Below are 20,854 nucleotides of genomic sequence, written 5' to 3' on the forward strand. Positions count from 1 at the left end.
TGCGGATCGTCCGGAGTTCGAGCGGCGGCCGCCGTGCGCGCCGCTTCGGGTTGTTTCAGGTGAACAAAACGTTTCAAGGAGTGTCCTGTGCAAGACCATAACGTGCTGGTCACCGACCATCGCTATGCCTCCACCGCGCGTTTCTGGCGCGAAAGCCTTTCCCGGGTCGCCGGCGTCTACCGGATCGCGGCGTACGCCCCGAATCAGCAACCGGGTCGCCCGCTGTCCCGCACGGTGCGGCTCACGCCCGCGTCGCTCGACCTGTTGCGGCGCATCGGCGACGGCGAGCTTGCCGAGTTCGCCGTCACGGCGGCGGGCATTGCGTTCCTGCTCTGGAAATACTTCCGGATTCCGGTCACGGTGCTCGGCACGCCGGCGCTGGCCGCGCATCCGTCGGCCCAGGCTGCCACCGTGCCGCTGATCATCGAGGTCCGTCCCGACGAGCGCGTCGAGGACTACCTGTCGCGCGTGGCCGCGATCGTGGAAGACAGCTACGCCGAGCCTCACTTCCCGCTGGAAACGCTCGTGCGCAACGAAAAGGACATGGCGCTCGCGCAGCTCACGAAAGTCGCGCTGGCGGACGACCGGGTGCACCACGCACCGACCGGTCGCGACGACGACCTGCAGTTGCATCTGCGGCTCGCGCGCGGCGAAATCGAGCTTCGTTACAGCGCAGCCATCGAGCCTTTCATCATTGACGGCTTCGCCGGCAGCCTCGGCGCGGTGCTGGCGGCATTCGAACACCTCGACACGCCCGTCGGCGACATCGCATCGGCCCCGCCGGAAGAGGGCCCGCTGCTGAGCGCCTTCAACGAAACCGCGACGGCCGGCCCCAGCCACCCGACGGTCGTCGCCATGTTCGAAGCGCAGGTCGCCCGCACGCCGACGGCGCCGGCCCTGGTCACCGACAGTGCGCTGATGACCTACGCCGACCTGAACGCGCGGGCCAACAGCCTCGCGCATCAATTGCGCGAGCACCACGGCGTCGGGCCGGAATCGCTGGTCGGCATCATGCTCGACCGTTCCGAATGGATGATCGTCGCGATTCTCGGCATCCTGAAGGCGGGCGCGGCATTCGTTCCGCTGGACCCGGCGTATCCGGCCGAACGGATCAATCACATCCTCGGCGACACCGGCCTGTCGCTGCTGGTGACCCAATCGAATCAGCTCGCGCAGTGGTATGAGTTCTCCGGCGTGACGCTGCTGCTGGACCAGGAACTCCCCGGCTGGACGCCGCTGCCGGACAACCCGCCGTACCGTGCCGAGCCGGCGCACCTCGCCTACGTGCTCTACACGTCCGGCTCGACCGGGAAACCCAAAGGCTGCCTGCTCGAACACCGGAACCTGGCCCACTACATCGCGTGGGCCGCCGCGTACTATTTTCCGGAAAGCACGACCGGCAGTTTCGGCCTGTACAGCTCGCTCTGCTTCGATTTCACGCTCACCAATATCTTCTGCCCGCTGGTGCGCGGCAAGACGCTGCGCATCTATCCGCAGTCGGAGAGCATCGACACCATCCTGGCCCGGATGTTCCAGCCCGGCAGCGGCGTCGACACCCTCAAGCTCACGCCCACCCACATTCACCTGCTGGAGTACATGAACCTGGCACGCTCCGGCGTGCGCAAGGTGATCGTGGGCGGCGAGGAACTGACGCCCCAGCACATCGCCACGCTGCGCAAGATCGATCCCGCGATCGAGATCTACAACGAGTACGGCCCCACCGAGGCGACGGTCGGCTGCATCGTCGAGCGCGTCGAGGACGCGCCGTCGACGGTGCTGATCGGCCGGCCCATCGCCGACACCCGCGTGTACATGCTCGACGACGCGCTGCGGCCGGTTCCGCTCGGCGTGCCCGGGGAAATCTGCCTTGCCGGCGCGGGCCTCGCGCGCGGCTACCACCAGCGGCCCGACGTCACCGCCGCGAAATTCGTCGAGCATCCGTTCCCCGGCGAAGCGCGCATCTATCGCACCGGCGACATCGGCCGGTGGCTGCCCGACGGACGTATCCAGTGTTACGGACGCGTCGACCACCAGGTCAAGATCCGCGGGCACCGTGTCGAACTCGGCGAGATCGAGGCCGCGATCGCCGCGCACGAGGATGTCGTCGGCGCGGCGGTCATGCTGCGCGAATCCGCCCACGGGGTGCGCAAGCTGGCGGCCTACGTCAAGGGCGCGCCGAGCCTGAACGTGCCGGACCTGCGGGCCTATCTGGCCGGGAAGCTGCCGGACTACATGGTCCCGTCCGACATCATCCCGATCGCCGAATTTCCGCTCAACGCCAACGGCAAGCTGGATCGCCCGGCCCTGCTGGCGCTGGAGCCCAACGCCGCGTCCGACGCCGCCCGTCTCGACGCCGCTGCGCTCGACGCCACGCCGATTCAGCTCGAGCTGGTGCGTATCTGGCGCGACGTGCTCGACAATCCGGCCGTCGATCTCACCGGCCGCTTCTTCGACTACGGCGGCGATTCGCTGCAAGCCATGCAGCTGGTCTCGCGGATCTGGAGCAGCTTCTCCGTCGAGATCGGCATCGACGCGATCTTCGAACTCCAGACCATCAGCGCGGTGTCCGACCTGATCGAAGCGTCGTCGCCGCACGCCGGTTCGACGGCCGGCGCCATCGTGCCCCGCTCGCGCGCGAACGACCTGCCGCTGTCCTTTCCGCAGCAGCGGCTGTGGTTCCTCGCGCAACTGGAAGGCCCGTCTGCCACCTACAACATCTCGAGCGCGCTGCGCTTCGACGGCGAACTGGACATCGCGCGCCTGCAGGCAGCCGTGTCCGAGATCAGCCGGCGTCACGAGATCCTGCGCACGACGTTTCCCGCCGTCGACGGCCGCGGCGTTCAACGCATCGCGCCGCCGGCGCCGGTCGCGCTCGACGTCGTCGACGTCGCCAGCGAATCCGACACGCTCGCGCGGCTCGCGGAGGAAGCCGACCGCCCGTTCGATCTCGCCGTCGGGCCGCTCTATCGCGTCGTGCTGTATCGCGTCCATGAGCGCCTGCACGTCTTCGGCATCGTGATGCATCACATCGTTTCCGATGCATGGTCGTCAGGCATCCTCATCGGCGAACTGGCCGCGCTCTATGCCGGCGAGTCGCTGCCGGAACTGGCGGTCCAGTACGCGGACTACGCGGTGTGGCAGCACGAACGCCTCGCGTCCGCCGACACGCATCGGGAACTGGCGCTCCTGAGCGCCGCGCTGGCGGATGCGCCGGACCTGATCGAGCTGCCCACCGACCGCCCGCGGCCCGCCATCCAGCAGTTCCGCGGCGCGGTGCTGCCGTTCCGGCTGAGCGGCGAACGCGCCGACGGCCTGCGCGCGATTGCCCGCGCGTCCGGCACCAGCACGTTCATGGTCGTGCTCGCCGCGTATGCGCTGCTCCTGTCGCGATACAGCAACCAGCAGGACCTCGTCATCGGCTCCCCGATCGCCAACCGGCGTTCCAGCATGACCGAGCCGCTGATCGGCTTCTTCGCGAACATGCTCGCGCTGCGCGTGGACCTGTCCGGCAATCCGACCTTCGGCGAACTGCTGGCGCGCGTGAAGCGCGTCGCGCTGGACGGCTACAGCCGCCAGGAAATTCCGTTCGAGCAGGTGGTGGATTCGCTCGCGCTCGAGCGAAACCTGAGCCGCACGCCGGTGTTCCAGGTCGTGTTCGCGTACGAGAAAACGCCGTCCGAGGCGGTGAGCTTCCCCGGTCTCGTGGCCACGCCGGTGTCGGTCGAGACCCACACCGCGAAGTTCGACCTCACGCTGCATGTGCAGGATGGCGACGACGGCCTCGCGGGCTCGCTGGAATACAACCTCGACCTGTTCGACGCCGCCACGATCGATCGCATGGCGGAGCACTTCCGCACGCTCGTCGATGCCGTGATCGCCGATCCGGACGCGCCGCTCGGCGCGCTGCCGTTGACGAGCGACGCGGAGCGGAACCTGCTGACCGTCGAGTGGAACCGCACCGACACGGATTTCGGCGCGGCCGCCGCGCAACCGCTGCATCGGTTGTTCGAACAGCAGGTCGAGCGCACGCCGGATGCCATCGCCGCCGTCTTCGATGACGTCTCGCTCACCTACGCCGAACTCAACCTGCGCGCCAACCGCCTCGCCCACCACCTCGTCGCGCTCGGCGTCGGCCCCGATGCACTCGTCGGCGTCGCCATGGAGCGCTCGCTCGACATGAGCGTCGCGCTGCTCGCGATCCTCAAGGCCGGCGGCGCCTACGTCCCCGTCGATCCCGACTACCCCGCCGAGCGCGTGCGCTTCATGATCGACCACACGCAGTTGCGCTGGCTCCTCACTCAGCAGCATCTGCGCGACGCGCTGCCCGAGACCGACGCACACGTGATCGTCGTCGATACCGACTCGCTCGACCTCGATGCCGCGGCGACGTCCAACCCCGCGCCCGCGCTGAACGGCGACAACCTCGCCTACATGATCTACACGTCCGGCTCGACCGGCCGGCCCAAGGGCGCGCTCAACACCCATCGCGCGATCACCAACCGCCTCCTCTGGATGCAGCACGCCTACGCGCTCGACGCCGACGATGCGGTGCTGCAGAAGACCCCGTTCAGCTTCGACGTCTCGGTCTGGGAACTCTTCTGGCCGCTCGTCACCGGTGCGCGCCTCGTGTTCGCCCGCCCCGGCGGCCAGCGCGAGACCGATTATCTGGTCGAGCTCATCGAGCGCGAACGCATCACCACGCTCCATTTCGTGCCGTCGATGCTGCGTGCGTTCCTCGACCATCCCGACCTCGACGCGCACTGCGCATCGCTGCGCCGCGTCGTGTGCAGCGGCGAGGCGTTGCCCCACGACCTGCAGCAGCGTTGCCTCGAGCGCCTGGACGTCAAGCTGTACAACCTCTACGGCCCGACCGAGGCCGCCGTCGACGTGACCGCGTGGGAGTGCCGCCGCGACGACCCGCACCGCATCGTCCCGATCGGCCGGCCGATCGCCAACACCCGCCTCTACATCGTCGATGCGCAGATGCAGCCCACGCCGATCGGTGTGCCCGGAGAATTGCTGATCGGCGGCACGCCGGTCGGGCGCGGCTACCACGGCGAACCCGAGCTGAGCGCCGAAAAGTTCATCGCCGACCCGTTCTCCGCCGACCCGCTCGCGCGCCTCTACCGCACCGGCGATCTCGCGCGCTACCGGCCCGACGGCAACATCGAGTTCCTCGGCCGCATCGATCACCAGATCAAGTTGCGTGGCCTGCGCATCGAACCCGGTGAAATCGAGGCGGCACTGCGCACGCATCCGTCGGTCGACGACTGCGTCGTGATCGCGAAAACCGCAGGAGCCCGAACGTTCCTGATCGCCTATGTCGCGACCGCCGCGCGGGACATCGCCGGTCTGCGCGATTATCTGGGCGGCAAGCTCGCCGACTACATGGTGCCGTCGCAGTTCGTCGTCCTTGCATCGTTGCCGATGCTGCCCAACGGCAAGATCAACCGCAAGGCGCTGCCCGCACCGGCCGACGTCGCCGATGCGGCCCAGCCGCACGCGCCCGCCGTCACGCCCCGGGAAATCCTGCTGGCGTCGATCTGGCAAGACGTGCTGCAGCTGCCTGCCGTCGGCATCCACGACAATTTCTTCGAACTCGGCGGCGACTCCATCCTGAGCATCCAGGTGATCGCGCGCGCCAATCAGGCGGGGCTGCGCGTGACGGCGAAGCAGCTGTTCCAGCATCAGACGATCGCGCAGCTGGCCGCCGCGCCCGAGGAGCGGGCAGCCTACGTGCCGACCCTGAGCCCGCTGGGCGATGCGCCGCTCACGCCGGTGCAGCACTGGTTCTTCGAGCAGGAGATCGACGCGCCGTCGCACTTCAATCAAACGGTCCTGATCCAGGTACCGGCGGATCTCGACGCGTCGCGGCTGGCCGACGCGTTCCGGCAAGTCTACGAACATCACGACGCGTTGCGACTGCGTTTCTCGCACGATGCGGGCCGCTGGACCCAGCATGTCGTCGCCGGCGGCGAGATGCCGGCGCTCTTTGCAAAACAGGTGATTGCCGGCGACGCCGGCGAGCGCCTGGCGGCGATGCGCGCCGCCGCCGCTGACGCGGAGCGCGGCATCGACATCACGCATGGCCCGTTGCTGGCGGCGCGGCTCTTCTGCGTGGCCGGCGAGCCGCTCGCCCGCCTGTTCGTGTCGATCCATCACCTGGCGGTGGACGGCGTGTCGTGGCGCGTGCTGCTCGAGGACTTGCACGCCGCGTACCACGGCCAGCCGTTGCCCGCGAAGACGACGTCGTTCCGCGAATGGGCGCTGCATCTGCAGCAACGGGCCCGGTCGCCGGCCATCGGCGACGAAGCACGACTGTGGCAAGCGCTCCTCGCGCAGCCCGTCGAGCCGATCCCGCTTGACTATCCGGCCGCAGGTGCGCCCAACAACGCGGTCGGCGACGCGTCATCCATTTCATTCGAGCTGGACGAAGCCGACACCACCGCGTTGCTGCGCCGGCTGCCACGGGCCTACGACACCCGCATCAACGATGTCCTGCTCGTCGCGCTCGCGCAAGCCTGCAGCATGGTCACCGGCAACGCCCGCACGCGGATCGATCTCGAGAGTCACGGCCGTCACGTGTCGGACGCGCCGCTCGACCTCACCCGGACGGTGGGCTGGTTCACGTCCATCTACCCCGTCGTGCTCGACGCCGACGCGATGCACACGCCGGAGCAGGCGCTGCGCGCCGCGCGGCAGCAGCTGCGCCGGATTCCGGCCGACGGTCTCGGTTATGCGCTGCTCCGCTACCTGAGCCCCGACGCCGCCGTGCGCGACAATCTCGCCGCGTTGCCGCAGGCCGATATCCTCTTCAACTATCACGGGCAGCTCGATACCGTGTTGCAGCAATCCGACGGCTGGCGCCCGGCGGCCGAAGACCTCGGTTCGCTGCGCGCCGGGCGGTCGCAGCGCACGCACGCGTTCGAGATCGTCGCCGCCGTGGTCGACGGCAAGCTTCAGGTGGACTGGCGCTACGGCGAGCGGCTCCACCGGCGGCAGACGGTCGAGAACCTGGCCGCGCACTTCAGGGACCGGTTGCTCGACTTCGCGGCGTCGGTCCCCGACACCGCGGCGGACGACATCGACGACAGCTACCCGCTCTCGTCGCTGCAGCAGGGCATCCTGTTCCATTCGCTGTACGACCTGGATCCTGCCGCCTATTTCCAGCAGTTCAGCTTCGTCGTCAGCGGCCCGCTCCAGGTGCCGGCGCTCCGGCAGGCGTGGGCCCATGCGCTCGCGCGCCATGCCGTGCTGCGCACCGCGTTCGCGTGGGCCGATCGCGAGCAGCCCGTCCAGACCGTGCTGCACACGGTCGAGCTGCCGTGGACAGTGCTTGACTGGCGGCACCGCGATGCGTCCCGCCGCGCGCAGGACTTCGATGCGTTCCTCGCCGACGACCGGAAGCGCGGCTTCGATCTGCAGCGGGCGCCGCTGTTCCGCTGCACGCTGATCCAGGAAACGGACACGCGCCATCGCTTCTGCTGGAGCGCGCACCACATCATCCTCGACGGCTGGAGCACCGCGACCCTGATGAAGGAGGTGTTCGACGACTACCTGTCGCTCGCCCGCACCGGCACGCCCGCGGTCACGGCGTCGGCGCCGGGATACCGCGCGTACATCGACTGGCTCGCGCGCCATCCGCGCGCCGCCGACGAAGCCTGGTGGCGCGCCGAGCTGGCCGGCTTCCGTGCCGCCACGCCGATCGCGGCCAGCCCGGCCCGGCAGACGACCGGCGACGCCGCGCGGCAGGACAAGCGCCGGACCCAGCAATTCCTGCTGGACGAGGCGCTGACCGCGCGGCTGCACGCGCTCACGCGCACGCATCGCGTCACCCTCAACGTGCTGATCCGCGCGGTCTGGGCGTTGGTGCTGCGGCGCCACGCCGGAACGGACGACGTCGTCTTCGGCGTCACCGTGTCCGGTCGGCCGCCGCTGCTCGACGGCGTCGAGTCGATCGTGGGGCTGTTCATCAACACGCTGCCGCTGCGCCTGCGTATCGCGCCGGAGCGGCCCTTCACCGAATGGCTGGCAGAGGTTCACGCTGCCCAAACGGCGATGGAGCCGCACTCGTACAGCTCGCTGGTCGACATCCAGTCGTGGAGCGAAGTGCCCGCCCGAGACAGCCTGTTCGACAGCCTGCTGGTCTTCGAGAACTTCCCGGTTGCCGCCGCCCCCGATCTCGGGCCGGACGACATCGAGATCCTCGACACCCGCGCGTTCGCGGAATCGAACTACCCGCTGACCCTCACCGTGCACCCGGACGCGCGCATCGGCTTCCATATTTCGCACGATGCGCACCGCGTCGCGCCGGATATCGTGCGGCAGATGCTCGACACCCTGCGCGCGTTGCTGGAACGATTCGCCGACGACCCGACCCGGCTGACCGGCCAGCTCGCCGATCCGCCGGCCGCCGACGGCCAGCCGGGCGCGCCGCGCGATGCGGCCGGGCCGACGATCGAAGCCGCCGCCGGTGCGGCCACGACGGCACGCGCCGTCGCGCCCACCGCGGACGAACGCACGTTGCTGGAGATCTGGCAGCGGATCTTCAAACGGGACGGCATCGCGGTCACCGACAACTATTTCGACCTCGGCGGCCACTCGATCATCGCGATCCAGTTGATGGCCCATGTCGAGAAGGCGTTCGATCGCCGGCTGCCGATTTCCTGTCTCTTCGAGAATCCGACGATCGAGAAACTGGCGGCGGCGCTCGCCACGAAGGCGCCGCCCGCGCCCGCCGGCGGACTCGTGCCGATTCGCGACGGCGGCCCCGCCGCGCCGCTCTTCCTCCTGCCGGGCGCCGGCGGGAACGTGGTCTACTTCCACCCGCTCGCGCACCACCTGAGCGGCGCCCACGCGATTCACGGGCTGGAGGCGCTGGGCCTCGACGGCGCATGCGAGCCGCTCACCCGCGTGGAAGACATCGCGACCCGTCATGTCGAACGCATCTGGCCGCTGGTGGGCGCGGGTCCGTACTACCTCGCGGGCCATTCGTTCGGCGCGCACGTGGCGCTGGAGATGAGCCGGCAACTGGTCGCCAAGGGCGCCGACGTGAAGCTGCTGGCGATCCTCGACGCGTCCGCGCCCATCGACAGCCCGGCCGCCACGTACTGGCAGGACTGGGACGACACCGAATGGCTGGTCGCGATCGCCCACGAAATCGGCACCTTCCTCGGCGCCGACCTCCAGGTGACGCGAGCCGACCTCGTCCCGCTCGATCCCGACGGCCAGGCCGACTTGATCCTCGCGCGGATCGGCGACCGCGGCAGCTGGTTCGCGGACGCCGGGCCCGACCGCCTGCGCGCGTACCTGCGCGTCTATCAGGCCAACTTCAAGTCGCACTACGCGCCGCACGCCACGCCGCTGCCCGTGCCGATCGCGTTGTTCCGCAGCACCGAGCACGATCCCGACGACTACGCGCCGTCGCCCGAGATCGCGCAGCTTCGCCTGGACCCGGCCTGGGGATGGTCCCGCTTCTCGACGCTCCCCGTCGCGGTGACGGACGTCCCCGGCGACCACCTGACCATGCTGCTCGATCCGCATGCCGGCGCCCTCGCCGCCCATGTCAATTCGTTCCTGGAAAAACAACCCTCATGAAACTGAAATCAACGCCGACGATCGACAACACTTTCGCCCGCAAGGTCTGCATCAACCTGGACCGGCGTCCCGACCGCTGGGAAGCGATGCAACGAAAATTCGCAGAGCAGAACATCCTCACGGTGGAACGGCTGTCCGCCGTCGATGCAAAACAGGTGAGCGTGCCGGAATCGTTGAGCCACATGCGTCCGCAGGACTACGGCTGCACGATGAGCCATCTCGCCGCGGTGAAACAGGCGAAGGCCGCCGGCGCGAGCGAAGTCCTGATCTTCGAGGACGACGCGTTCTTCGACGCCGAGTTCGCCGCGCGCTTCCCCGAGTTCATCGCGCAAGTGCCGGACGACTGGCACATGCTGTTCCTGGGCGCGTATCACTTCACGCCGCCCATTCCCGTCGCGCCGAACATCGTCAAGGCCGTGGAGACGCTCACCGCGCACGCGTACGTCGTCAGGGACTCGCTCTACGACGCGTTCATCGCGATCAACGAAAACCCGCCGGCGATCAACGACCGCAACAACCTCGTGCTGCAGCAGACGTTCAATTGCTACTGCTTCGAGCCGAACCTGGTCGGACAGGAGTCCGGCTACTCCGACATCATGGACGAAGTGATGCCGGAGAAGCCGCTGACCTATTCGATGCCCATTCCGGACGGCTGGTGACGCCTGCCGCCCCGTGCTCGCCGCGAACCCTCACTCGACAGGCCATTGAACCTCATGCAAACCACCACCGTTGACCTCGAAGCGGCGTTCGTACAGGCCGCGTTGGATGCGCTCCACCGGGACTGCAAGCTCGGCGACGCGATTTCACTGGCTTACGGGAAATGCGAATCGACTGCCGGCGTGATCGACCTGATTTTTCCGTTGATCACGAAGAAACTGCGGATCGACTACATCCTCATGTACAGCATCGAAAGCAATCCGCGCACGCTCCTGCAATTTCTTCGGCAGGTCGAGTCGCGGCTGGCTCGGAGCGAAAACTGGACGGCCGCGTCGGTCGAGGCCGCGTTGCGGAGCGTGGCCGATTCGACGGACAGCGTCGGCTGGGCGCGTGCGCAGCGCCTGCTGAAGTGCTGCATCCTGTTTTCCGATTCGCCGCTGGGCATCGTGGAATGCATCACGTTCCTGGGCCGGCACGAAACCTCGTCGAGGTTGAGATCAGCGGCAAGCAATGTCGAACTCAGCCACCTGATCAACTGAGACCTATTGGCCATTCATGGATTCCGCTCAAAGCAAATCGCCGCCCTGGCATTCCGCCGTCACCCTGATGTGGCGCAGTCATCCCTGGCTGACGCTGGGCACGGTCCTGACGGGCCTCGTCAGCGGCATCGCGTCGATCGTGGGCGTCGGGTTGATCAGCACCGTGCTGCACGACCCGTCCGATCGACGGACGCTGCTGCTGATGTTCATTGCGGTGAACGTCATCGCGGTGGTCTGCAGGAGCGGCGCGGCCGTGATGCCGTCCTATGCGTGCATGAAAGTCATGACGAGATTGCGCGTCAACCTGTGCAAAAGGATCCTGGCGACCCCGCTCGATGAAATCGATCGACGCGGCGCCCCCCATGTGCTGACCATGCTGACGCAGGACATTCCGCAACTGAGCCAGACGCTGCTCACCATCCCGACGATCATCGTTCAATCCGTCGTGCTGATCTGCAGCATCGTCTATCTCGCCTATCTCTCGTGGATCGTTTTCGCGTCGACGATGATCCTGACCCTCGTCGGCCTCGTGCTTTACCTGTTCTTCTATCGGAAGGCGGTCAATTTCACGGAGCGGGTTCGCGATGAATTCGTCCAGTTCAACGAATACACGCATGGCCTCGTGTTCGGCATCAAGGAACTCAAGCTCAACCGGGCGAGGCGCCGCTGGTTCACCCGGGCCGCGATCGAATTGTCATCGAAGCGCGTGGCGGGATTCAACTACATCGAACGCTTCTGGTTCATGAGCGGCGACAGCATCGGCCAGATCACCGTCGCGGTGCTGCTCGGATTCCTGCTGTTCGGCGTGCCTTCGCTCGGCGTCGTGGATCCGTCCGTCCTCACGGCGAGCATCCTGGCCGTGCTCTACATGATGGGGCCCTTGACCATGCTGATCAATATCCTGCCGGTGGTGGCCGAAGGCAAGACCGCGCTCGCCCGGCTGGCGGAATTCGGTTTCCTGATCGACGACACGCAGGACGCACGCAATGAGCCGCCCGTTCCGGGCACCGTGGCATCCCCATCGCCGAAGTCATGGAAGGTCATCGAGTTGAACGAGGTGACGATGAACTACCGCGACAATGAATCGTCGGCCGACTTCGTGCTCGGCCCCATCAACATGACGATTCATGCCGGAGAACTCGTCTATGTGATCGGCGGCAACGGCAGCGGCAAGAGCACGTTGGGCAAGGTCCTCAGCGGCCTCTATGCGCCGACCGGCGGCACCATTTCCCTCGATGGAAAAGTCATCGACGACGATGCCCGGGAACGCTACCGAAACCTGTTTTCCGCCGTCTTCACCGATTTCCATTTGTTCAATCGCATCATCGGGCCGGATCGGGGCAATGACAGCATCGAGCTTGCCCGGAAGTACCTCGACACCCTGAAGCTGGCGGACAAGATCAAGATTTCCGGCCGGACCTACTCGACCACCCGGGCGCTATCGACCGGGCAACGCAAGCGCCTGGCGCTGCTTTGCGCGTACATCGAGGATCGTCCGATTTACATCCTGGACGAATGGGCCGCCGATCAGGATCCGGTCTTCAAGCGATTCTTCTATGAAGTGCTGGTTCCCGACCTGAAATCCCGCGGGAAATGCGTCGTCATCATTACCCACGACGATCAGTACTTCAAGCTGGCGGACCGGGTCATTCGCCTCGATAGCGGCCGCATCTTCTCCGATACGGCCGTGTGCGCCGTCCCGGCCGAAGCCGCCGGATGAGCCGCGATCCTGATGGGGACACGATGCGCGCCGTCCGTCGCAAACGGGCGGAACGCTCGCCGTGCGCCGTACCGGATTCGACGACCGGCGATGCGTCTGTCCCGGCAAACCGTTACAGACGCATTCGCACGCGGGTGTTTAAATCACGTCGGCATCCATGCGCGCACGCGCAGCTTCAACGTCTCATCAGGAATCCTTTCATGGAGTTCAGCAGATTGTTCGCACACGTCGGCGAAGCGATCTCGAGCAGCGGGAGCCGACGTTTCCCCCGAATGATGTACAACCTGATCGCCGCGGCGGTTCCCGTCGACGAGATCCGCATTGCGGAGCTGGCGGTCGACGACTCACCTGACGGCCATCCCGCGGTGCGCAGCCTCGGCGCGGTCGGCGCGGCGCTCGCGAAGGCCGGCGTGGCCGCCGCCTGTTGCGGGCCGCAGATGCCGCCGCGCCCGGGGGCGAGCCCCCTGCACGTCGACGACACGCTCGCCGGCCACGGCCCGATCCACGCGCAGCTCGACCGCTTCATCGTCATGCAGGCGGCGGTCGTGTCGCCGCGTTACGCGCAATTCCACCTCGTGACCCGCAAGCGGGGCCACTGTTACGTGATCTCGTTGTATCGCACGTGTACGTTCGACGATTTCTCGCCGCAGGAGCGGACCTTCCTCAAGGAACTCTCGCACGTGCTGTTTCCGATCGTCGAGAGCCATGTCGCGGCGCTCGATTCGACGCCGCCGGCCGCCCATGTGACGCTCGCCGCGCCGCCGGCGACGCAATCGGGCCGGGAGCGCGTGGCGCGGCGGTTCGCCGAGCGTCTGCGGCAAGCGGGCGTCAAGCTGTCGACGCGCGAGATCGAGGCGTGCACGGCACTGCTGGCCGGCGACACGGTGCCCGCCATCGCCATGCGTTTCGCGCTGCGCGAAAGCACCGTCGAGACCTACCTGAAGCGGGCCGCCGTCAAGTTGGGCTTCAGCGGGCGTCATGGCCTGACGCGCTGGATGCTCGACGAGACGGCCGGGGCCGCGACGGAAGCGGGCGGGGACGGCATGCGAAGCGTGCGGCGCGACTACGCGTCGCCGCGCATCGGAACCTGAGGGCACGCGGCCCGTACACACCCATCAGGCGGCGCGCGTGCGTCAGGCGCGGCACGCCAGGCACTTCAGCGCGCGCGACGCAGACGCAGACGCAGACGCAGACTCAGGCGCAGGCGCAGGCGACGCGCGAAACTCCATGGGAAGACTGCCGCTGGTTCCATCTCGCATCGGACGTCGGCAATCTAGCCGACGCCGCAAACCGCGCTGCCGCACCCGGTGACATCGTCGTCATCGCCCGCGCCGACGCGCATCGGCGCGGGCACGTGCGGCAGCCATCCCGGCCAGTCGGCCGGCGGCGTGCGTCGCACGTCGGCGGCATGTCGGCGTCACGCCGCCGACGCGCACGGGACGGAATCGTCGATCATCCATTTCGTGAGCCCGTGCCGGCCGCTGATGCCGAGCTTCACCGCGGCGCGCTTGATGTACGTCTCGATCGTGCTCTCCTTCACACCAAGCTCGCCGGCCATTTCGCGCAGCATCTTGCCCGCTAGCAGGCCGAGGCACACTTCGTTTTCACGCGCCGACAGCACGACCCGCGCGCGCGCGAGCCGCGATTCGAACTCATGGCGCAGCGCGTCGACGCCGGGCAAGCCTGCCGTCGCACCGGGCGCCGTCACGCATTCGAGCGTGCCGTGCCGACGCGTCGACGCATGCCACTCGACGAGCGGCAGCAGCGTATCGGCGAAATTCTTCAGGAACGACATTTCCTGCAACGAGAAGTCGCGATGCGATGCCGTGCGATGCAGCGAGATCACGTAGCGGCGATTCGCCTTGCCCGACACGAGATGGCATTGAAATCCGCCGCCCGGCCCACGCGGCGGCGCGACGTCGCCGCCATTGCCACGCCGCAACAGCGGATTGATGTGAATGAGCTGCCGGTCGCAGGCCGCCAGGATCCGGTTCAACGGCGGATGCGCGGCCGGTTCCCGCTCGCCGTGCGCGGCCGGCGCGCCGCGCCCGTCGCCGCCCGGCGCGCCGAACGCGCCGAGCGATTGCACGCGGACGACTTCGCCCGCCGGCTCGTCGAGCGTCCATTCAGTCATCCGGGTGATCGCGAGCGGAATCGATTCGACCAGCAATGCATGCATGTCGGATGCGAACCGCTCACTGCCGGCGCTCGAAATCACCTTCCCGAGCTTCGCGAACATCTGACTCTCCTTGTTGTGCGTGCTTGAGGACCTGGCGCCACGCCGGCGCGCGCGAGCCGGCACGGTTGGCGCGGCGCGCGTCGGGTCGCGCTGTGTCGCACGCGTTATCAGGCGGGCAACGCGCGCCGCCGGCGCGCGATCCGGAACACGCCATGCGCGTACGAACGATCGTCAGGCACGGCGAGCGCCGCCGCGTCACCGACGATCGAACCGACCGATGACGAACGGGAAACCGGCACGATGTTTCCTCCGTATCGGACCGCGCGCGGCGATGGGCGTCGCATCGATGGACGTTCATGACGGGCGACGCTGCCAGCAGCCGAAACGTCCATTTCGGTCGATGCGCGTGGCGGGACGAAAACGCGCCGCCGCCGGACGTGCTGAAGACCTGAATCGGACAACCCGGCGCCGGCTCGACGCAGGCGCGTTCCCGGCGAATTCAACGAAAAATCGCGATCAAAAAGCGAAACGATTCTTTCCATTGAATTTGATCCATGTATATCCCAGCCGCGTATGATAACGATGATTTAAGACATTTGCAGTTAACCCGACATCCATTTTTTAAAACCACATCGCCCGCTAACCGGAAATCGATCAATCCGCAAGCCACTCATCGGCATTATTATCAACGCACGAATAAATCAACCTCCGTTTACCACGAACTTTGGTAATAATCGCCCCGGCGACGCATACCACGAATTTTCATCCGGAAGCGCCATTCGAGAGAGGAATTGTCGGATTTCACCCGTACCCTGCTTATCGATATGGTTTCAAGTCATATCTTCCGGACGTTATTTCGATTCGCTCAACAATCGATTCAATATGCGCGGCGGCGAAGCATAATTTCCGCTCCAAGCCCACGGTTGCGGGCCTCCGAGACCGGCGTTGCAAAATACCCACAAAGGACGAAGCCATTTTCCGTCATAAAATTTCCATATTAAATGACTCGAAATTCGTCAACTCCGCGGCTTGTCACCCGATAGATAAATTGTTACGCTTTCGACCGAAATATACGACACACCTTCAATCAACCTTGAACTGCGGCCGGGTTTATTTAAAAAATCGAAACATGGCGATTAATATTCACGTGAAGTCATCTTTTATCGATCGCCACGGCTAGCGCTTCGCCGCACGCGATTTCGTCGAATTTCCCTATCCGCTTGTCGACAGAACAGGCCGACGGCCAATTGCAGCAATCTCCCGACGGCTTTTCGATTTCCTTTTAGACGCCCGTGGTGATGCGCGACCGCGCATTGCCGAACGCATCGTTATTTTTCAATCCTGCCCGACCCGAGCGCGACGCTTCCCGAGCGTCACGCCTGCATCGATTGCCACACCAGTCTCAACGCGTCATTTGTCGTCTTTCCAATCTTCAAAACAATGCCGAAAAATTGGAGCACACCATGAGTCACGACTTCCGAGACGAACCTGCGCCGCGTCGCGCCTTCCTGGCCGACATGGCGAAGCTCGCGGCGGCCGGCATCGTCACCGGCTGGACACCGCTCTACCAGATCGCGGCGCATGCGCGGACAGCCGGCGACACACCGCCCGGCTTCCCGGCCGACATCCCGCTTTACAAGCAGGCGTTCCAGAACTGGAGCGGCGAGATCGCCGTGCAGGACGTATGGACCGCCGCGCCGCGCTCCGCCGACGACGTCGTCGCGACCGTCAACTGGGCGCGCGCGAACGGCTACCGGATACGCCCGCGCGGCTACATGCACAACTGGTCGCCGCTGACGCTGGACCCGGGCGCCGGCGCCGCGAACCTCGTGCTGCTCGATACGACGAAGTCGCTGACGGCCGTCTCCGTCGACACGTCCACACGTCCGGCGCGCGTCACCGCCCAGACAGGCGTCTCGCTGGAGTCGTTGCTCGCGACGCTCGAGCAATATGGCCTCGGCGTGATTGCCGCGCCGGCACCGGGCGACATCACGCTCGGCGGCGCGCTCGCGATCGATGCACACGGCACCGCCGTGCCGGCGGCCGGTGAAACCCTGCAGCCGGGCCATACCTGGGGCTCGCTGAGCAATCTCGTGGTCGCGCTCACCGCGGTCGTGTTCGATCCGGCCCGGCAGCAATACGTGCTGCGCCGGTTCGAGCGCGGCGATCCCGAGATCGGCGCGTTCCTCGCGCACATCGGGCGGGCGTTCGTCGTCGAAGTCACGCTGACGGCCGGCCCGAACCAGCGGCTGCGCTGCCAGAGCTACGTCGATATTCCGGCATCCGAACTGTTTGGCGCGGCCGGCTCGACGGGCCGCACCATCGCATCGTTTCTCGAAGGCTCGGGCCGGGTGGAAGCCATCTGGTTCCCGTTCACGACCAAGCCGTGGCTCAAGGTCTGGACGCCGACGCCCAGCAAGCCGCTCCTGTCGCGCGCCGTCACGCAGCCGTACAACTATCCGTTCTCCGATTCGATCTCGCAGACCATCTCGGATCTCGTCAAGCGGATCGTGATCGGCGGCGAAGGCGCGTTGACGCCGCTGTTCGGCCAGACGCAGCTGGCCATCACGACGGCCGGTCTCGCACTCACGCTCAGCGGGGACATCTGGGGCTGGTCGCGCACCGTGCTGCAGTACATCCGGCCGACGACGCTGCGCGTCACCGCGAACGGCTACGCGGTACTGGCGCGGCGCGCCGACGTGCAGCGCGTGATCAGCGAATTCGTGCAGTTCTATCAGAACCGCGTCGACGCGTACAAGGCGCGCAACGCGTATCCGATGAACGGTCCCGTCGAGATCCGCGTCACCGGTCTCGACAAGCCGGCCGATGCCGGCGCGGGCGCGGCCGTGCCCGCGTTGTCCGCGCTCAAGCCGCGCCCCGACCGGCCGGAATGGGATACCGCCGTGTGGTTCGACATCCTGACGTTACCGGGCACGCCGGGCGCCGATCGCTTCTATCGCGAGATCGAGCAATGGATGCTCGCGAACTACACCGGCTCGTATGCGACGGTGCGCCCCGAATGGTCGAAGGGCTGGGCCTATACCGACACGGCCGCCTGGCAGGACGACACGATGCTCACCACCACGATTCCGAACCTGCATCGTGAAGGCCAGCCGCCGTCCAGCAGCTGGGATACGGCGCGCGCGACCCTCGAACGCTACGACCCGCACCGGATCTTCCGGTCGCCGCTGCTCGACCGGCTGATGCCGTAGGGAGCCCGGCGGAAGCCGGCTGCCATGGCCGCCACGGAACGGATGACGATGCGCGAACCGTGCAGGTTCACCAGGTCATTCAGGATGTGGCGGCCGGCAGGCTGGAACCGTGGCGAGCGGCGGCACGGCTGAATCGACGACCCGACAGGCTCGCCTGCGGATCGCCAGGCCGCGGGAGCGCGGCCGCGAAGCGCTCCGCACCAATGCACGACTGTCGAAGTGATTGCCGGATGCGGCGCGTGATTCGACAACGGCTCCGCGCAAAACCGCGTCGGCACCCCTGTCACACTGCCATCGGTCGATCGTCAAAAGGCGACCGGTCGCCCGCAGCCGGCCGCCCCTCCCCGCCTTACGCCGCGGCCGCTTCCGCCCACGGCGGCCGGAAATCCAGCCCGAGATGCTCGCTGATCGCGGCGTCGAGCCGCTCCACCGCATCCCGCTCGATACGCGTGATGCCCGGATGCCAGATGTCGACGAGCAGGCAAACCCGCGGCTCGTTGCTGTCGTTCCAGCTTTCGTGCTCGAACGTATCGTCGAAAATGATCGCGCGCCCGTCCGGCCACTCGCGAATCTCGTCGCCGACGCGCAGCCGCGAGCCGCGCGGCACGATCAGCGGAAGCTGGCAGGTCAGCTTGAGATTCGTCGTGTCCGTATGCGGCGGAATCCGCGTCCCGCCCTGGATCACCGAAAAGATGAAGGCGCCGCTCGGGCTGAGGAAGTCCTGCACCTGCCGCATCAGCGCCGCGGTGCGCGGGCAGCGGCGGCAATTCTCCTCGACCTCGGGCTCGCCCTTGCGCCTGAAATAGAACGACCCCCAGTCGTTGCGCCGGATCGACTCGAAACGCCCTGCCACCTGCTCTTCGTACGGCAGCAGCATCGGCGTGGTCACCTGGGCGAGAAACTCCTCGCGCAGCACGTCGACCGACGCCTCGAGCGTCGACGTGAACGCCTCGAGCGCCGGATAATCGGACGCCTCGTACCACGGCTTGCCGTCCAGCCCCGGGAAATAGAACAGCAGCGGCCGCTGATGTTTCGGCAACGCGGGCAGCGGAACCCGCCCCGTGTTGATGTCGACGAACTCGATCACGCGTTCGATCTCCGCGGTCCCGTACTGCGACACGAGCGCCTCCAGCGTCTCGTGAATCGCGATGCGCATCTCCTGTTTCAAAGTCGATCTCCTTGGCTATCGTGGGGTGACAAACACAAAAATTGCCGCTTCCGCATGACGCATCACACATGAATCGAAACGGTGCGCCCGGCCTATGCGCGCGCCGTCGTCTTCGCCTCCTCCATCGGGTCGGCGGCCCAGCCGCCGATCGACGCGCCGTACCCGGCCGCCGCCGCGACCAGCACGCCGACGCCGCACCACACCGCCTGCACGCCCCACTGGCTGACCAGGTAGCCGAGCAGGATCGACGCGATCATGCTGCCGAGCTGGAACACCAGCGAAAAGAACGAGACGGCGCGCGATCGCAACGCATCGGGCGTCCGGTGATGCAGCACCGCGTTGACCACCGCGCCGGCGATGCCGAGGAACAGCGCGACCCCGCTCAGCACGGCGCCGAACGCGACCACGTGATTCGCCCAGCGCGTCAGCACGAGGCTCGCGGCGAGCCCGGCGAACGGCAGCGACACGGCGAGCGCCGGCCGTGCGGCGCAATGCTTCATCACGCGATACGACACCCAGCCGCCCGCGCCCTTGACGACCAGCATCAGCGTGAGGAACAGGCCGAACGCCCAGGTCGCGCCATGCATCGGCACGAGCGTCTTCAGCACCACCGGCCAGTAGCTCTCCAGCACCGACACGACGCCGCCGAGCAGCATGCAGAGCAGGATCAGCGGCCGCACCGCGCCGCCATGCCACGCGAAGCGCACCAGTTCGCGCAGATCGTCGCGCATCCGGCCGGCCGGCGCGGGCTCGGGCGGCGCCTGCTCAGCCTCGGCGAAAAACCACGACGTCAGGCCCAGCAGCACGATGAACAGGCCGCCTGCGAGCGCCAGGCCGATCCGGTACGGGTTGTCGAACAGCCGGCTGCCGATCAGGTCCGGGAGCACGCCGCCGACCAGCGACATGCTCGCCAGCCCGAGCGCGGAGGCCAGCTCCGCGCGGCCGAGAAAATAAGGAATCCGGTTCGTCTCGCCGTGCTCGCGCAGCAGGCCGACATACCACGCGTCGACGGTGCCGGAACTCATCGCGCGCGCGACGCCGAAGCTCGCCGCGGCGAGGTACAGCACCGGCTTCTGGCTGAAGCACAGCATCAGCGCGCAGCCGATGCTGTTCATCAGCAGCGAGACGCGATAGGTCCGGATCCGGCCCACGCGGTCGGCCATCGCGCCGAACGGCAGTTCCAGCGCGATGGTCGACAGGCTGAACACCGCCGCGTAAAGCCCGATCTCGAACAGCGTGAAATGGCTGTGCAGCAGGAACAACGTGACGACCGGCAGCACGAGGCCGAAGGTGCCCCACAACGCCGCCTGCTGCAGGCAGTACCGCAGGTGGACGGTCATCGGCCGGCCTTGCCGCCGGACTCGAGCAGCAGGTACTCGCCGTCTTCCGAGCTGCCGGCGCCGATCTCGACGAAGCCGCACGCGGCATAGAACGCCAGCGCCGGCACGTTGGCGCGCAGGCACTTGAGCCGGTAACGCGTGGCCGGCCAGCCCGGCAACGCGCGCAGCAGCGCCCGGCCGATGCCGCTCCGGTGGTGCGACCGGTGCACGTGCAGGTGATGGATGAAATGGTCGGGCTCCCAGACCGACACGAAGCCGGCGAGTCGCCCGTCGTCGTCCTCGGCGACCCTCAGCCGTTCGCCTTCCGTCTGGGCCTCGAAATCGGCCAGCTGGAACGCGCCGGCCGGCTGCCAGACGAAGGTCTCGCGGCGCGAGCGCAGGAACAGTTCGCACAGGGCCCGCGTATCGGCGGCCACGGCGTCACGTACGATGATCTTCATGA

General features: G+C 66.9%; 11 protein-coding genes. 6 read left to right on the top strand and 5 right to left on the bottom strand.

Annotated elements, in window-relative coordinates; translation table 11 throughout:
* Positions 1-87 precede the first annotated feature (87 nt).
* Genes LGM56_RS13615 through LGM56_RS13635 form a run of 5 tightly spaced genes read left to right on the top strand, consistent with a single transcriptional unit; the run spans position 88 to position 13,604 of the window.
* Complete coding sequence (locus LGM56_RS13615; RefSeq protein WP_226205093.1) at positions 88-9,597, top strand: amino acid adenylation domain-containing protein; 9,510 nt, start codon at positions 88-90, stop codon at positions 9,595-9,597.
* Positions 9,594-10,256 (top strand): glycosyltransferase family 25 protein, encoded by a 663-nt coding sequence (locus LGM56_RS13620; protein WP_226205096.1) that lies wholly within the window; start codon positions 9,594-9,596, stop codon positions 10,254-10,256. The genes LGM56_RS13615 and LGM56_RS13620 overlap by 4 nt, the downstream gene beginning before the upstream one ends.
* Before the next feature lie 54 nt (positions 10,257-10,310).
* Complete coding sequence (locus tag LGM56_RS13625; protein ID WP_226205098.1) at positions 10,311-10,793, top strand: hypothetical protein; 483 nt, start codon at positions 10,311-10,313, stop codon at positions 10,791-10,793.
* Between the two features lie 16 nt (positions 10,794-10,809).
* Positions 10,810-12,513, top strand: a complete 1,704-nt coding sequence (locus LGM56_RS13630) for a cyclic peptide export ABC transporter (RefSeq protein ID WP_226205100.1) — start codon at positions 10,810-10,812, stop codon at positions 12,511-12,513.
* Positions 12,510-13,604 (top strand): helix-turn-helix transcriptional regulator, encoded by a 1,095-nt coding sequence (locus tag LGM56_RS13635; protein WP_226205102.1) that lies wholly within the window; start codon positions 12,510-12,512, stop codon positions 13,602-13,604. Before LGM56_RS13630 ends, LGM56_RS13635 begins: the two co-directional genes overlap by 4 nt.
* A 326-nt stretch (positions 13,605-13,930) precedes the next feature.
* Here the strand turns inward: LGM56_RS13635 and LGM56_RS13640 are convergent, their stop codons facing one another.
* Both LGM56_RS13640 and LGM56_RS36755 read right to left on the bottom strand, forming a co-directional pair.
* Positions 13,931-14,752, bottom strand: coding sequence for a helix-turn-helix domain-containing protein (locus LGM56_RS13640; protein WP_226205104.1), 822 nt, complete (start codon positions 14,750-14,752; stop codon positions 13,931-13,933).
* Between the two features lie 107 nt (positions 14,753-14,859).
* The gene (locus LGM56_RS36755) at positions 14,860-14,991 is read right to left on the bottom strand and encodes a hypothetical protein (protein WP_256990202.1); all 132 of its coding nucleotides are present in this window, start codon (positions 14,989-14,991) and stop codon (positions 14,860-14,862) included.
* 1,164 nt (positions 14,992-16,155) lie between these two features.
* On the opposite strand from LGM56_RS36755, the gene LGM56_RS13645 reads away from it, so the two are divergent.
* On the top strand, positions 16,156-17,904 hold the full coding sequence (locus tag LGM56_RS13645; protein WP_226205106.1) for a cholesterol oxidase substrate-binding domain-containing protein: 1,749 nt from the start codon (positions 16,156-16,158) through the stop codon (positions 17,902-17,904).
* A gap of 349 nt (positions 17,905-18,253) precedes the next feature.
* Here the strand turns inward: LGM56_RS13645 and LGM56_RS13650 are convergent, their stop codons facing one another.
* The 3 genes from LGM56_RS13650 to LGM56_RS13660 all read right to left on the bottom strand — a co-directional run bounded on the left by LGM56_RS13650 (position 18,254) and on the right by LGM56_RS13660 (position 20,852).
* Positions 18,254-19,072, bottom strand: a complete 819-nt coding sequence (locus tag LGM56_RS13650; RefSeq protein ID WP_226205108.1) for an aspartyl/asparaginyl beta-hydroxylase domain-containing protein — start codon at positions 19,070-19,072, stop codon at positions 18,254-18,256.
* Positions 19,073-19,164: 92 nt separating this feature from the next.
* Entirely contained in the window at positions 19,165-20,412 is a 1,248-nt protein-coding gene (locus LGM56_RS13655; RefSeq protein ID WP_226205110.1) for an MFS transporter, read from the bottom strand.
* Complete coding sequence (locus LGM56_RS13660; RefSeq protein ID WP_226205112.1) at positions 20,409-20,852, bottom strand: GNAT family N-acetyltransferase; 444 nt, start codon at positions 20,850-20,852, stop codon at positions 20,409-20,411. The genes LGM56_RS13655 and LGM56_RS13660 overlap by 4 nt, the downstream gene beginning before the upstream one ends.
* Positions 20,853-20,854 lie beyond the last annotated feature (2 nt).

Source organism: Burkholderia sp. AU38729 (assembly GCF_020419725.1).
Lineage (GTDB): Bacteria > Pseudomonadota > Gammaproteobacteria > Burkholderiales > Burkholderiaceae > Burkholderia.